Origin of the sequence: Shewanella sp. UCD-FRSSP16_17 (assembly GCF_001675935.1) — a bacterium.
Classification (GTDB): domain Bacteria; phylum Pseudomonadota; class Gammaproteobacteria; order Enterobacterales; family Shewanellaceae; genus Shewanella; species Shewanella japonica.
Map to the genome: position 1 here is coordinate 494352 of NZ_LZFV01000024.1, position 13597 is coordinate 507948.

Sequence of the window (13597 nt, forward strand, 5' to 3'; positions counted from 1 at the left end):
CCGAGTTTATTGATGGTGTCATTGTTTAACGTTGATAACGACATCATCTAGATATTCATACATCGTGACTACTAGTCAGTTACATCAATCGCAAACAAGCAAGGTTACCCCATGTCAAAACATGCACCGTCATTTCCAAGTCGAGTTTGGTCTCGTTGGATGTCAGTTCCTTTATGGTTACAAATCCTCATCGGTATGGTTCTAGGTATTATTGCTGGGATCACCTTAGGGGATGATGCTAGTTACCTAAAACCTATTGGTACCTTGTTTGTTAATACCATTAAAATGCTTATCGTTCCTTTGGTGTTTTGCTCATTGATTGTAGGTGTTACATCAATGCAAGACACGGCAAAAATGGGCCGTATTGGCTTTAAATCATTTGGCTTTTACCTAGGCACTACGTCAATTGCGATAAGTATTGGTTTACTTGTCGGCTACGTCATGCAACCTGGCGCAGGTCTTGGACTTGAAGGTGCAAAAATTGTCAGCGAAGTAAAAGAAGCGCCGACATTGATGGATACGTTAATTAATATCGTACCTACCAACCCAGTGGCGGCATTGGCTAGTGGTCAAATTTTGCAAGTGATTGTGTTTGCTGTGGCACTCGGTATTTCGTTAGTGCTTATAGGTGAGCACGGTAAACCCGCTATTCGTGTTTTTGAAAGTCTAGCGGAAGCAATGTACAAACTCACTGATATGGTGATGAAGTTAGCGCCTTACGGTGTATTTGGTTTAATGGCTTGGGTCGCAGGTGAGTATGGCTTAGATATGTTATTGCCTTTGATAAAAGTCATTGTGGCGGTTTATATCGGCTGTGCGTTACACATTCTTGGTTTTTACAGTGTAGTACTGACAGTGTTTGGTAAGCTAAATCCGATGCAGTTCTTTAAAGGTATTGGCAATGCAATGGCGGTTGCATTTACAACGTCAAGCTCAGCCGGCACCTTACCAGCAAGTATGAAATGTGCCAGTGAAAACTTAGGGGTTAATAAGAAGATTTCTAGCTTTGTATTACCACTAGGAACCACCATTAACATGGATGGCACCGCGCTTTACCAAGGGGTTACGGCGTTATTTGTGGCACAGGCTTTTGGTATTGATTTAACTTGGGTGGATTACATTACTATTGTGCTAACTGCTACCCTTGCATCGATTGGCACAGCAGGTGTTCCAGGTGCAGGTCTAGTGATGTTAACTTTAGTACTGACCACTGTGGGCTTACCGTTAGAAGGCGTTGCTATTATTGCGGGGATTGACCGTATTTTAGATATGGCTCGTACAGTAGTGAATGTATCAGGCGATTTAGTTGCTACGACGGTGATTGCTCGCTCAGAAGATGAGCTAGACGTTGAGCATTACAATGCGGATATGGAGCAATCAGCTCTTATTGCTCAGCATAACGAAGTCGATATTCAGCAAAAAGTTGCTGAAAATGTGAAAAGCAATTCTTAAGTCATTATTTGAGTTTATTGAAAAAAAAGAGTGAAGCCATGGCTTCACTCTTTTTGTATGGACTCAGCTTAATTAGCCAAGTCATGGTGCTTTAGCGGGGAGCAACTAGTCTTGCTGCTGGCTCAATACTAATAAATTAGCACCTTGTTCTGATTTTAGCAGTAATTTTCCCGATTTTGATAAAGCCACATTTGTGACCATTGGCATGGCTTTCATGACTCTAGCTTCTTGTTTCATTAATACTTCAACACAGGCCATCATACTTGTACCAGCAGGGGAAAGGGTAAGTTGTGTATCGTCTTGCTGATACTCTCCAAAGAACTGATTACAACTATTATTACCCGATAATTTACCGCCTTCTGCAAACGTAATTTGTGCTGGACTATGATTAATTACAGCTTCAGAAAGAGCAGATTCAATATACCAACTACCTAACAAGTTAATTTCTTCAGCCTGGTGGCTGTTGCTTTGACAAGCACTAAGACCGAAAATAACCAAACAAGCGGTAATAGCGGGTTTTATCATGATGGTTTCCAATGAGATCGATAATCATCATAGTATATACTGTGTTTCAGCTAAATTTTCATGATGAAGTAGATTTAATTGTTATTCATTCTTTAAAGTCAGTGCATTAGTTAAGCTTGTCGTAAAAATCGACATCTTGATATGTCATTCAGTTAATAAGAGCTATTTAATGAGTAAAATATTTAAAGTCATGCATCTGGTCGGATTATTTATGGTTGGCTGTGGCGCATATTTCTATTTATTGACAGACATGGCCAACGAAATAAATGGCATGTTATTAGTGGCGAGCCTGATTGGTATTGGGCTTTTAATTATGGCGCCTTATCCTGTTGCATTAGTCTTCGATTGGGCACAAAAGCAGCCGCAGTCCCAAGTAAAACAAGAAAGTGATAATAAAACTGAATGAAAATCCAATACCGATTAGCAACACAAGAAGACTCAGCGGAACTGGCTCGACTTGAAAAGAGCTACATGAATGACGAGCTGTCATCACCCGCAGAAAGTATGTCTGGGCAGTGTTTTTCAAAGACCGATATTAGCGAGTTAATTCGCCTCGGCTGGATTATGTTAGCAGAGAACAGTGAAAAACAAACGAGTGCTGCACAAAGTCAGGCAAGTATTATTGGTTATGTGATTGCTGGACCTTGGTCATGGTTTAAATCATGGGGTATATACGCACTTGTTATGCGAAAACTATCTGATATAGAAGCGGGGTTTAGTAAGATAACGGCGCAAAATAGTTGTCAATATGGCCCCATTTGGATCCATCCTGATTTTCGTGGCCAAGGGATATTTGCGAAGTTAGTTGAAAAGCTTAGTTGTAATGTGACCAAAAAATACCCTTATATGGTGACTTTTATCGCAGAAGAAAATCAAACTTCTTTCGCCGCTCATACTGGTAAATCTGCCATGGAAGTAGTGGATTACTTTAGTTTTCAGCAGCGTGATTACTATTTGCTGCTAATGAAAAATTAATAGTGACAAGCAGGTATGGACAAGGTTATTAATGAAGTGGTTAACCGAAGAATTTAATGTATGGCATAACAAGAGGTAAATGATGAGTGTTGAAAACTCGCTAAATCAATTTGAACAGTTATTTCAGCCGTATTTGCATTTACGTTTGTCCGCTTATGATAATGCCAAAATTGTGGTGGCAGTATTAGCATCACAAAATAAAACATATCGTGTGGTTGAGTGTGTAAGTTCAGCGCAGTTAGATACTGAGCAAGCTGCAAGCCAACATGGCCACTACCTTGTTGAAACTGACTTCGGCAATATTGGCTGTGGCCGAGCTAATGGCTATCAAGAGGCTATTCAATTAATCGATGCGCTGCAAGACGTAGATCTAAGCTCCGCAAGAGAGCTGACTGTACCAGTGTTGAATATGCAACAAGTGGCGTTTATGTGCGTAGAAACGGCGCACTTTGATCACTGCTGATACGTATTACTCTAAATTTTCTTACTGTATCTGACTCAACTCAACTTAACTCGACTTAAGTAATGCCAAAGGTCTATTTTGGTTGTTATGCTTTTTAAATAACTGATTTATATTATTGTCTACCTCATGGGGCTTAATAAAACCGTGCTGCTGATAGAAATCGGTGAGCGAAGCTATTGCAAAAACATAACACTCAGATTCAAGCAAATTTGATTGAATAACAGACATCAATTGATGAGCGATTCCTTGGCTTCTAGCACTTTTTTTAACGACTAACCCTGTGACTAATTGAACCTCGCCAATTTTTTTTATCCTCACAGCAGCTAAAATATTATCGATTTGAAGCTGGTTCGTGTGGTTAGCTATTGGCTTATCATCAGCTTTTTCTTGGCAGCAGAGGATGACAGTGTCTTTAAACATTGGCTTGGAGTAGGGCAAGTGTTGGCGATAGAAAAGTTTGATTACGGACCATAATTGTTGCTGCTCGCTCAACGTCGTTTGGTAGTACTCGCCCTGAATACTGTCCGACGCTCTGACTGGCAAAGGCACTGATGACAGGCTAGAAAAGTCAGATTTACTTGCTTTGAACATATAATAGGAGTGCATTCATTTTCCTGAGTTTTATCATTGAGTCTCGCAACTTAAGCCTTGCAACCTAAGCCTCGCAACCTAAGTATCGCAATCTAAGTATCGCAATCTAAGTATGGCAATCTAAGTATCGCAACCTAAGCCAGTTAGCCAAAGTCGGTATGGCTTAACATCATATTGAGCATTCAGATCATAGCTTATTGCTTCAATGGGTTCGACTTATCACCTTATTTCCAATTGGTAAATTATTGCTCATTTTTAGGGCGTTTCTATGCTGGGTTTCTATGCTCGTTTCATTGCCAGTTCAACGGTTGTTATATTATTTGTTTTTTACCTGCTTCCTTATTTTCACATATTGAAAGTGTCATTGTAGAAATTCTGTCCACTTTGAGCCTTTAAAGTGCTTATTTGTGAATGTTAACAAGTTGTTTGCTGGTTAGGACTTGTTTGAATAATTATACGGTGATAGCTTAATAACTATCTTATTTAGTTTATGATTTTCATACTATTATTTGTATCGGTTTTGTTTGAATAGGTATGTTAACTAAACGTTGAAAGCAAGTTTGAGATTTCGATGGAATTTTTGCCGCATACGTTAACCGCACAGCAAATGTATAAATTATTGATTGGTGGTATCACCCCAAGACCAATCGCTTGGGTGTCTACGGTATCGGCAAAAGGAGTACCTAATTTAGCACCATTTTCATTTTTTACAGTGGCAAGTGCTAATCCTCCAGTGTTGTGCTTTAACCCAATGAGTACCGATAAAGGCGCAGAAAAAGACACGCTAGTTAATATACGTGAGCAGCAAGAATTTGTGATCAACACTGTCAGTTATCAAGACTTATCGGTAATGAATCAAACGTGCCATTCATTACCGCCAGAACAAAATGAGTTTGAATATGCTGGAATAGAAACCTTAGACTCAACGATTGTGAAACCAAGTCGCGTTAAGCAAGCTGTGGTCAGTTTTGAATGTCGACTCAATCAAATTGTCGATTTAGGTAATCAGCCATTAGCAGGGCATTTGATATTAGGGGACGTCGTTGCTGTTCATGTTAACGATGACGCGATAGATAATTTTAAAATAGATGCAGATCAACTTGATGCCATTGGCAGAATGGCTGGCAGTGACTATTGTTTAACGAGAGATAAAGTACAATTGATGCGCGAATAAAGCGATGTAAACGAGTTAAATAAAAGGACTATTTAATTCATACCCTTAGGGTAAGAAAATCTACTGATGAGCATTAAGTACAGGGAGAGATAATGCCACTTTTAGAACAATTTAAAAATAAACTATCATCAAAACAAAGTGATGTATCTTTGAGCGTCGTGATAGGAGTCATCGTCTCTTTTTTCGTTGTCGCCTATGGCGCTTTAGCTAATCCGCTCGAATACACAGAGCCACAATCTTTGGTCGAAAGGCTAACAATATATGCTTATGGCTTAATCTTGCCTGCATTGGCATTTATGTTTGCTGCAGGGCGTGTGCTACTAAGACGATTCAATACCACACAAACTCATGTTCGCTCGGCTTTTGAGGAGTCGGAAAAAACCAGGCATTTACAAAATGTTTTACAAAATACCTTAGAGCAATTTTGTATTGTTTTGAGCGTGTATTTTTTATGGACCTTTATTATGCCTGCTGAGTTCATGTCACTGATTGCGCTAATATCGATAGTCTTTTTTATCGGCAGAATTATATTTATCAGTGGTTATGAAAAAGGTTCCGCCACAAGAGCGTTAGGGTTTAGTTTGACATTTTATCCTTCGGTTCTCTCTGTAGGCGCTATTATTATTTATCTCTTTTATCGTACGTTCTCTTAGCCGTTTTAGTGAATTTTACCCATAAAAAAACCGTCATAAGACGGTTTTTTTGATTCTACTTTATGCGCTAGGCTATGTTGAAAACTTATAAGCCTGCATCTGCACGTAAGATTTCAGCTTTATCAGTCGCTTCCCAAGGGAACTCATTACGACCGAAGTGCCCGTATGCAGCTGTACCTTGGTAAATTGGACGAGCTAAATCTAACATAGCGGTTAAGCCATATGGACGTAATTCAAAGTGCTGGCGAACTAGCTTGATAAGTACGTCTTCAGAAACTTTACCTGTACCAAATGTTTCAATACTGATTGACGTTGGCTCTGCAACACCAATAGCGTAAGACACTTGGATTTCACAGCGATCAGCAAGACCTGCTGCAACGATGTTTTTAGCAACGTAACGTGCAGCATAAGCAGCACTACGATCCACTTTTGATGGGTCTTTACCTGAGAAAGCACCGCCACCGTGACGTGCCATACCGCCGTAGGTATCTACGATAATTTTACGACCGGTTAGACCACAATCGCCTACTGGGCCACCAATAACAAAACGGCCAGTTGGGTTAATGAAGTACTTAGTGTCTTTGTTTAACCATTGTGATGGTAAAACAGGCTTAATGATGGTTTCCATCACGCCTTCGATTAAGTCTTCTTGCGTCACATCTTCACGATGTTGAGTCGACAGGACGATGGCGTCGATACCTTTGATTTGACCATTTTCATAGGCAAAAGTAACCTGACTTTTCGCATCAGGACGTAGCCAAGGTAATGTACCGTCTTTACGGACTTCAGACTGACGTTTAACCAGCTTGTGTGCGTAAGTAATAGGTGCAGGCATTAATACATCAGTTTCATTGCTTGCATAACCAAACATTAATCCTTGGTCACCTGCGCCTTGCTCTGCAGGATCGCTACGATCAACACCTTGGTTAATATCTGGAGACTGTTTACCAATCGCATTTAAAATCGCACAAGAGTCAGCATCAAAACCCATATCTGAATGAGTGTAGCCAATTTCACGTACTGTTTTACGTGTGATTTCTTCGATATCAACCCAAGCTGAAGTCGTAACTTCACCACCGACTAATACCATGCCAGTTTTAACGTAAGTTTCACATGCAACACGCGCCTTTGGATCTTGCTCTAAAATTGCGTCTAGTACCGCATCAGAAATCTGATCGGCGATTTTATCTGGATGACCTTCTGAGACTGACTCAGAGGTGAACAAGTGGTTTGCCATAGTTGGTAAATCTCGTCTTTTGGAATTTGAACGTGTAGAAGCATCTACATCTAGACGTCTATAATAATTCAAATTAAGTTTGATAACACCCCTTAGAATCAATATAAGTTAAAAATTGTGCAACCATTCAAAGATTTATAAAAACTGTCATTGCTCTGTTTTATAAATTTATTAAATTAATCTTATGAATTTTATGCTAATTCTTGCCTTTATACTGTATTGGGTAGGGATGCTAAGGTTAAAAATAAAACAATAACTTTAGTTGATGTTTATCACTTTGTTGGTTTTTTTATTCGCCGGTGGCAACAAATATTCACAGTACTTTTAATGTGACAAAAAATGTCTTAGGGCAATTTAAAATAGAAAATGTAATAGCTTAGTGGGAAAAAGTTATATAAATGTTATCGGTAACATGGTATAAAGTTGGCTAATTAATCTACGCGTTTAGTTTGCAATAGATTGTTAGATGAAAAAAAGTGGCTAATACCGCTAATAAAAATTTGCGTCACATCGCCTAGTAGGGGAAAATATGCCCCCACAATTGCCCGCTAGACCTCACAAACAAGCAGGAGAGAGCATGTCATCTCGTAAAGAACTCGCAAACGCTATCCGCGCATTAACTATGGATGCCGTTCAAAAAGCCAATTCTGGACACCCAGGTGCACCAATGGGGATGGCAGATATTGCCGAAGTGCTATGGAATGACTTCCTAAAGCATAATCCAACTAACCCAGAGTGGGTTGATCGCGATCGTTTCATATTATCAAACGGTCATGGCTCAATGCTGATTTACTCTTTACTTCACCTGTCAGGCTACGCGCTGCCAATTGAAGAAATCAAAAACTTCCGCCAATTACATTCTAAAACACCAGGCCATCCTGAATACGGTTACACCCCAGGTGTTGAAACCACAACCGGTCCTTTAGGCGCTGGTATCAGTAATGCTGTGGGTATGGCTATTGCTGAGAAAACCTTAGCAGCACAATTTAATAAGCCTGGTCACGATATCGTAGATCACTTCACTTACTGTTTCTTAGGTGATGGCTGTTTAATGGAAGGTATTTCGCATGAAGCTTGTTCTTTAGCGGGTACATTAGGCCTAGGCAAATTAGTGGCATTTTGGGATGACAACGGTATTTCTATCGATGGTCATGTTGAAGGTTGGTTCACTGATGATACGCCTAAGCGTTTTGAATCATACGGCTGGCATGTTATTGCAAATGTTGATGGTCACGATAGCGATGCTATCCGCGCTGCAATTGAAGAAGCAAAATCTGTGACAGATAAGCCTACGATGATTTGTTGTAAAACCACTATTGGTTTTGGTTCTCCAAACAAATCAGGCAGCCATGATTGTCATGGTGCACCATTAGGTGATGCTGAAATTGCAGCAGCTCGTGAGTTCCTTGGTTGGGAACACGCGGCATTTGAAATCCCTGAAAACGTTTATCAAGGTTGGGATGCTAAAGATGCTGGCGCAAACAACGAATCTGCATGGGATAAGAAATTTGCAGCTTATCAAGCAGCATTCCCAGCAGAAGCAGCTGAATTTACACGTCGTGTATTAACCGGTGAATTGCCTGCAGAATTTGAAGCAAAAGCGAATGCATTTATTCAAGAGTGCCAAGATAAAGCAGAAGGCATTGCAAGTCGTAAAGCTTCTCAAAATGCGATTGGCTTCTTCGGTGAAATGTTACCAGAGTTATTAGGCGGTAGTGCTGACCTTGCAGGTTCTAACTTAACATTATGGTCTGGCTCTAAAGGTATTCAAGACGACCCAGCGGGTAACTATATCTTCCACGGTGTTCGTGAATTTGGTATGAGCGGTATCATGAATGGTATCTCGCTTCATGGTGGTTTCATTAACTACGGTGCGACTTTCATGATGTTCATGGAATATGCGCGTAATGCTGTACGTATGTCGGCGCTAATGGGTATTCAAAATATCTTTGTTTATACCCACGACTCAATCGGTCAAGGTGAAGATGGTCCAACTCACCAACCAGTAGAGCAATTAGCTAACTTACGTATGACACCAAACATGACAGTATGGCGCCCTTGTGATGCTGCTGAAACAGCCGTTGCTTGGAAAGCTGCGATTGAAAACAGCAAAGCGCCAACGTCATTAATTTTCAGCCGCCAAGGCTTAAAAGCCCAGTCTCGTAATGCTGAGCAATTAGCAAATGTGGCTAAAGGTGGTTACGTACTGTCTGATTGTGCAGGTACACCTGATGTTATTTTGATTGCAACAGGTAGTGAAGTGCAATTAGCTCTTGATTCTGCTGCAGCGTTAACTGAGCAAGGTCAAAAGGTTCGTGTTGTATCTATGCCTTCTACGAATGTATTTGATAAGCAAGATGCAGCTTATAAAGAGTCTGTATTACCTGCCTCAGTAACAAAACGTGTGGCGATTGAAGCGGCGCATGTTGATTTCTGGCATAAGTATGTTGGCTTTAGCGGCGGTGTTGTTGGTATGAGCACATTTGGTGAATCTGCACCAGGTGGCGAGCTACTGAAGTACTTCGGCTTTACCGTTGAAAATGTGGTTAAAACAGTAAATTCACTGGGTTAATCCAAAACGGACGCAATTAAAAGGGTAAACTTTTACCCATGAAGTCTGTATAATGGCGGCCTGCAATCACTTGCAGGCCGTTTTTTTATCTGCTTTTTACTGAGTACTGTTAAGAGGAAGCTTAACCCTCAATGATCCGAGTCGCTATTAATGGTTATGGCCGTATAGGTCGATCTATCCTTCGTGCACTTTACGAGTCGGGTAAACGTCAGCAAATCCAGATTGTGGCAATCAATGAACTTGCCAAGCCTGCAGCAATTAGCCATCTCACTCAATATGATACAACTCATGGTCGATTCCAAAATACAGTTAAGCTGAAGGATGATCAGTTAGTTATTGGTGATGATGTTATTCAACTATTACATCAAGCTGATGCGACTAAGCTTCCTTGGACTGAGCTTGATATCGATATTGTCTATGAATGTAGTGGCAGCCTAATAGAGCGTGATGCTTGTGAAGCGCATATTCAAGCTGGCGCCAAACAAGTTCTGATAAGCCATCCTTCTTCAGCTGATGTGGATGCCACCATAGTGTATGGCGTCAATGACAGTTTACTTAAAGCTGATCATACCGTGGTATCGAATGCATCGTGTACCACTAACTGTATTGTGCCTGTCATTGATGTACTAGATAATCATTTTGGAGTTAAAAGTGGCGCCATCACGACGATACATTCTTCGATGAATGATCAACAAGTGATTGATGCCTACCATGATGATTTACGCAGAACACGTGCAGCTGGTCAGTCAATTATTCCTGTCGATACTAAGCTTGCACGGGGCATTGAGCGCATTCTGCCGCACATGAAAGATAAGTTTGAAGCGATATCAGTGCGTGTGCCAACGATTAACGTTACCGCCATAGATTTATCGGTAACAGTTAATGAACGGGTTGATATTGATAAAATAAATAATGTATTAGAGCTTGCTGCGAGCGGCCTATTTAATGCTGTGTTGGGCTATACTGATGCACCATTGGTGTCATGTGATTTTAACCATGATCCTCGTTCCAGTATTGTTGATGGCACACAAACCAGAGTAAGCGACGGGCATCTCGTTAAGCTCTTACTCTGGTGCGATAATGAATGGGGCTTCGCAAATCGAATGCTCGACACCAGTTTAGCGATGATTCACGCTAAAGATTCTGGTCACTAATTTACGTCTATAGAGCGCTTTACCTTCATCGGGTAAAGCGCTCTATAGCAAAAGCAGTTTTGTTTTTAAATTAAAAGGAAGGTCTCAATGGCTATTATCAATATGAGTGAGTTAGATTTAACCAATAAGCGTGTGCTTATTCGTGAAGATCTAAACGTTCCCGTCAGTGACGGCGTCGTCACCAGTGATGCAAGACTACGTGCGGCTTTACCGACAATTAAACTTGCCCTTGAAAAAGGGGCTGCAGTGATGGTGATGTCTCACCTAGGCCGCCCAACTGAAGGTGAGTTTAATGCTGAGTTTTCAATGCAGCCAGTGGTGGATTACTTAAACGATGCGCTAGATTGTCCAGTCACTTTAGCTTCTGATTACCTAGATGGTGTTAACGCAAATGTAGGCGAAGTGGTTGTATTTGAAAATGTTCGCTTTAACGTTGGCGAGAAGAAAAACGATGAAGCATTAGCTAAAAAACTGGCTGCTTTGTGTGATGTATACGTGATGGATGCATTTGGTACTGCACACCGTGCTCAAGCTTCTACACACGGTGTAGGTATGCATGCTGCAGTTGCTTGTGCAGGGCCTTTATTAGCAGGTGAATTATCTGCTCTGGGTAAAGCTTTAGATAATCCTGCTCGCCCAATGGTAGCGATTGTCGGTGGTTCAAAGGTTTCAACTAAATTAACCGTATTAGAAAGCTTATCTACTAAAGTTGACCAACTAGTTGTTGGTGGTGGTATTGCGAATACCTTTATCGCTGCAGCTGGCCATCAAGTGGGTAAATCTTTGTTTGAAGCAGATTTAGTTGATGAGGCTAAACGTTTAGTCGCTAACGCCCAAAGTCGTGGTGGAGATATCCCTGTTCCAACAGATGTTGTTGTTGCTGGGGAGTTTAGCCCAACTGCGGAAGCGACATTAAAGCCTGTTAGCGACGTTGCTGATACCGATATGATTTTTGATATTGGTCCAGACAGCGCAGAAGCATTAGCAAAAATCATTGAAGCTGCAGGGACTGTGGTTTGGAATGGTCCAGTAGGCGTATTTGAATTTGATCAATTTGGTGCTGGCACCAAACGTATCGCTCAAGCGATTGCTGATTCAAGTGCTTTTTCAATCGCCGGTGGCGGAGATACATTAGCTGCTGTAGATAAATACGATATCGCAGATAACGTTTCTTATATTTCGACAGGTGGCGGTGCTTTCCTTGAGTTCCTTGAAGGAAAAGAGTTACCTGCTGTCGCGATGCTTGAAAAGCGTGGCGCATAATCGTCAAATTAACGATTAAGTTAGACCCTTTAGCGAACGTCTCACAGTTTAAAACCAAAGAGTTAACGCTGTGAAGACGCGCTGAAGTGAGTAAGAATTGAAATAAGAAAAATATAATTATTAGAAAAAAACCGCCCATGTTTATAAATGTTAGCTGAGCTACTTTGTTATCAAGGCTAAGAATTATGTGCATAGGGTATAAAAATCAATCCAAAGCGATAGCGACCTAGGTGAGAAATCACCCTATTTTTGGAGTAAAAAATGGCCTTAATATCTCTACGTCAAATGTTAGATCATGCTGCAGAACACGATTATGGTGTACCTGCATTCAACGTCAATAACCTTGAGCAAATGCGTGCAATTATGCAAGCTGCTGAAGCAACTGACAGCCCTGTAATTGTTCAGGCATCTGCGGGAGCACGTAAATATGCTCGTCCACAGTTTCTTAAGTACCTGATGGCAGCGGCACTAGAGCAGTACCCAGATATCCCTGTATGTATTCATCAAGATCACGGTACTGACCCTGATATTTGTCAACGTTCAATTCAATTAGGTATGTCATCAGTTATGATGGACGGCTCATTAATGGCTGACGGTAAAACACCTGCGTCATACGAGTATAACGTTGATGTGACTCGTCGTACTGTTGCTTTCGCTCATGCTTGTGGTGTGTCAGTTGAAGGTGAAATCGGTTGTTTAGGCAGTTTAGAAACTGGCCAAGCAGGCGAAGAAGATGGTATTGGTGCCGTAGGTACTTTAAGCATGGATCAAATGCTAACGACTCCGGAAGAAGCGGCACGTTTTGTTGCTGATACCCATGTTGATGCATTAGCAATTGCAATCGGTACCAGCCATGGTGCATACAAGTTTAGCCGCAAACCTACCGGTGACGTTTTACGTATCGATCGCATCAAAGAGATCCACGCACGTATTCCTAACACCCACTTAGTGATGCACGGTTCATCTTCTGTACCACAAGAGTGGTTAGAAGTGATTAACCAATACGGCGGCGCAATCCCTGAAACTTACGGTGTACCATTAGAAGAAATCGTTGAAGGTATTAAGCATGGTGTACGTAAAGTTAACATCGATACCGATTTACGCTTAGCGTCAACGGGTGCTGTTCGTAAGTTCCTTGCTGAAAACCCTTCAGAGTTTGACCCACGTAAATTCTTAAAAGCGTCAATGGAAGCAATGGCTGACATTTGTACGACACGTTATGAAGCATTTGGTTGTGCTGGCATGGGTTCTAAAATTAAGCCTAAGTCACTTCAAGCTATGTATAAAGCTTACCAATCAGGTGAATTAGACCCACAAATCAACTAAAGCTTGATTTGTCCTAGGTCAATTCTATGATGATGGCCAGAAAGCTATACGTTATAGTCATCATAACTAATTGATTGTTAACGCTTCGATAAAGCCAGCAGAATTTGCTGGCTTTTTTATTGGGTTATTTTCAATAAAATGACTTGTGCATAAGCGTTTTATGCCGCATTATCCCCGCCCTTAAATTTGAGTTCAGATGAACTTGGCGGCGC

The 13597-nt window shown here is 41.0% G+C and carries 13 protein-coding genes; 10 read left to right on the plus strand and 3 right to left on the minus strand.

Translation table 11 applies throughout. The annotated features are described in order from the left end of the window. The first annotated feature begins 111 nt into the window (after positions 1-111). Complete coding sequence (locus A9267_RS13660) at positions 112-1452, plus strand: dicarboxylate/amino acid:cation symporter (protein ID WP_055025151.1); 1341 nt, start codon at positions 112-114, stop codon at positions 1450-1452. A gap of 105 nt (positions 1453-1557) precedes the next feature. On the opposite strand, the gene A9267_RS13665 is transcribed toward A9267_RS13660, so the two are convergent. Continuing rightward, positions 1558-1977 (minus strand): META domain-containing protein, encoded by a 420-nt coding sequence (locus tag A9267_RS13665; protein WP_065109542.1) that lies wholly within the window; start codon positions 1975-1977, stop codon positions 1558-1560. Between the two features lie 169 nt (positions 1978-2146). Here A9267_RS13665 and A9267_RS13670 point away from each other — a divergent pair, with 169 nt between their 5' ends. From A9267_RS13670 to A9267_RS13680, 3 genes are all read left to right on the plus strand, one after another. After that, positions 2147-2383 (plus strand): hypothetical protein, encoded by a 237-nt coding sequence (locus A9267_RS13670; RefSeq protein WP_055025153.1) that lies wholly within the window; start codon positions 2147-2149, stop codon positions 2381-2383. After that, positions 2380-2952 (plus strand): GNAT family N-acetyltransferase, encoded by a 573-nt coding sequence (locus A9267_RS13675; protein WP_065109543.1) that lies wholly within the window; start codon positions 2380-2382, stop codon positions 2950-2952. The genes A9267_RS13670 and A9267_RS13675 overlap by 4 nt, the downstream gene beginning before the upstream one ends. Before the next feature lie 82 nt (positions 2953-3034). Next, positions 3035-3415 (plus strand): hypothetical protein, encoded by a 381-nt coding sequence (locus tag A9267_RS13680; protein WP_065109544.1) that lies wholly within the window; start codon positions 3035-3037, stop codon positions 3413-3415. Between the two features lie 45 nt (positions 3416-3460). Here A9267_RS13680 and A9267_RS13685 read toward each other — a convergent pair whose 3' ends face one another. Next, positions 3461-4021, minus strand: a complete 561-nt coding sequence (locus A9267_RS13685) for a GNAT family N-acetyltransferase (RefSeq protein WP_065109545.1) — start codon at positions 4019-4021, stop codon at positions 3461-3463. A gap of 556 nt (positions 4022-4577) precedes the next feature. Between A9267_RS13685 and A9267_RS13690 the strand changes: the two genes are divergently transcribed. After that, positions 4578-5180 carry a flavin reductase family protein gene (locus A9267_RS13690; RefSeq protein ID WP_055025157.1) on the plus strand — a complete coding sequence of 201 codons (603 nt, stop codon included), beginning with the start codon at positions 4578-4580 and terminating at the stop codon, positions 5178-5180. Between the two features lie 92 nt (positions 5181-5272). Beyond that, on the plus strand, positions 5273-5833 hold the full coding sequence (locus tag A9267_RS13695) for an MAPEG family protein (RefSeq protein ID WP_065109546.1): 561 nt from the start codon (positions 5273-5275) through the stop codon (positions 5831-5833). 85 nt (positions 5834-5918) lie between these two features. Here the strand turns inward: A9267_RS13695 and metK are convergent, their stop codons facing one another. Further along, on the minus strand, positions 5919-7070 hold the full coding sequence (metK, locus tag A9267_RS13700) for a methionine adenosyltransferase (protein ID WP_055025159.1): 1152 nt from the start codon (positions 7068-7070) through the stop codon (positions 5919-5921). A 577-nt stretch (positions 7071-7647) separates the two neighbouring features. Between metK and tkt the strand changes: the two genes are divergently transcribed. The 4 genes from tkt to fba all read left to right on the plus strand — a co-directional run bounded on the left by tkt (position 7648) and on the right by fba (position 13385). Further along, positions 7648-9642: a transketolase gene (gene tkt, locus A9267_RS13705; RefSeq protein WP_065109547.1), complete on the plus strand. Its 1995-nt coding sequence runs from the start codon at positions 7648-7650 to the stop codon at positions 9640-9642. A gap of 131 nt (positions 9643-9773) precedes the next feature. Further along, the gene (gene epd / locus A9267_RS13710; RefSeq protein ID WP_065109548.1) at positions 9774-10796 is read left to right on the plus strand and encodes an erythrose-4-phosphate dehydrogenase; all 1023 of its coding nucleotides are present in this window, start codon (positions 9774-9776) and stop codon (positions 10794-10796) included. 87 nt (positions 10797-10883) lie between these two features. Further along, positions 10884-12059, plus strand: coding sequence for a phosphoglycerate kinase (locus A9267_RS13715; RefSeq protein ID WP_065109549.1), 1176 nt, complete (start codon positions 10884-10886; stop codon positions 12057-12059). Between the two features lie 261 nt (positions 12060-12320). Next, on the plus strand, positions 12321-13385 hold the full coding sequence (fba, locus tag A9267_RS13720) for a class II fructose-bisphosphate aldolase (RefSeq protein WP_055025163.1): 1065 nt from the start codon (positions 12321-12323) through the stop codon (positions 13383-13385). The last annotated feature ends 212 nt before the right edge of the window (positions 13386-13597 follow it).

Excerpts from the sequence above, each read along its gene's own strand:
- A9267_RS13660 (WP_055025151.1), top strand. The coding sequence starts at position 112 with ATGTCAAAACATGCACCGTCATTTCCAAGTCGAGTTTGGTCTCGTTGG.
- A9267_RS13715 (WP_065109549.1), top strand. The coding sequence starts at position 10,884 with ATGGCTATTATCAATATGAGTGAGTTAGATTTAACCAATAAGCGTGTG.
- A9267_RS13665 (WP_065109542.1), bottom strand. The coding sequence starts at position 1,977 with ATGATAAAACCCGCTATTACCGCTTGTTTGGTTATTTTCGGTCTTAGT.
- A9267_RS13675 (WP_065109543.1), top strand. The coding sequence starts at position 2,380 with ATGAAAATCCAATACCGATTAGCAACACAAGAAGACTCAGCGGAACTG.
- epd (WP_065109548.1), top strand. The coding sequence starts at position 9,774 with ATGATCCGAGTCGCTATTAATGGTTATGGCCGTATAGGTCGATCTATC.
- A9267_RS13680 (WP_065109544.1), top strand. The coding sequence starts at position 3,035 with ATGAGTGTTGAAAACTCGCTAAATCAATTTGAACAGTTATTTCAGCCG.
- A9267_RS13690 (WP_055025157.1), top strand. The coding sequence starts at position 4,578 with ATGGAATTTTTGCCGCATACGTTAACCGCACAGCAAATGTATAAATTA.
- A9267_RS13670 (WP_055025153.1), top strand. The coding sequence starts at position 2,147 with ATGAGTAAAATATTTAAAGTCATGCATCTGGTCGGATTATTTATGGTT.
- metK (WP_055025159.1), bottom strand. The coding sequence starts at position 7,070 with ATGGCAAACCACTTGTTCACCTCTGAGTCAGTCTCAGAAGGTCATCCA.
- A9267_RS13685 (WP_065109545.1), bottom strand. The coding sequence starts at position 4,021 with ATGCACTCCTATTATATGTTCAAAGCAAGTAAATCTGACTTTTCTAGC.
- tkt (WP_065109547.1), top strand. The coding sequence starts at position 7,648 with ATGTCATCTCGTAAAGAACTCGCAAACGCTATCCGCGCATTAACTATG.
- fba (WP_055025163.1), top strand. The coding sequence starts at position 12,321 with ATGGCCTTAATATCTCTACGTCAAATGTTAGATCATGCTGCAGAACAC.
- A9267_RS13695 (WP_065109546.1), top strand. The coding sequence starts at position 5,273 with ATGCCACTTTTAGAACAATTTAAAAATAAACTATCATCAAAACAAAGT.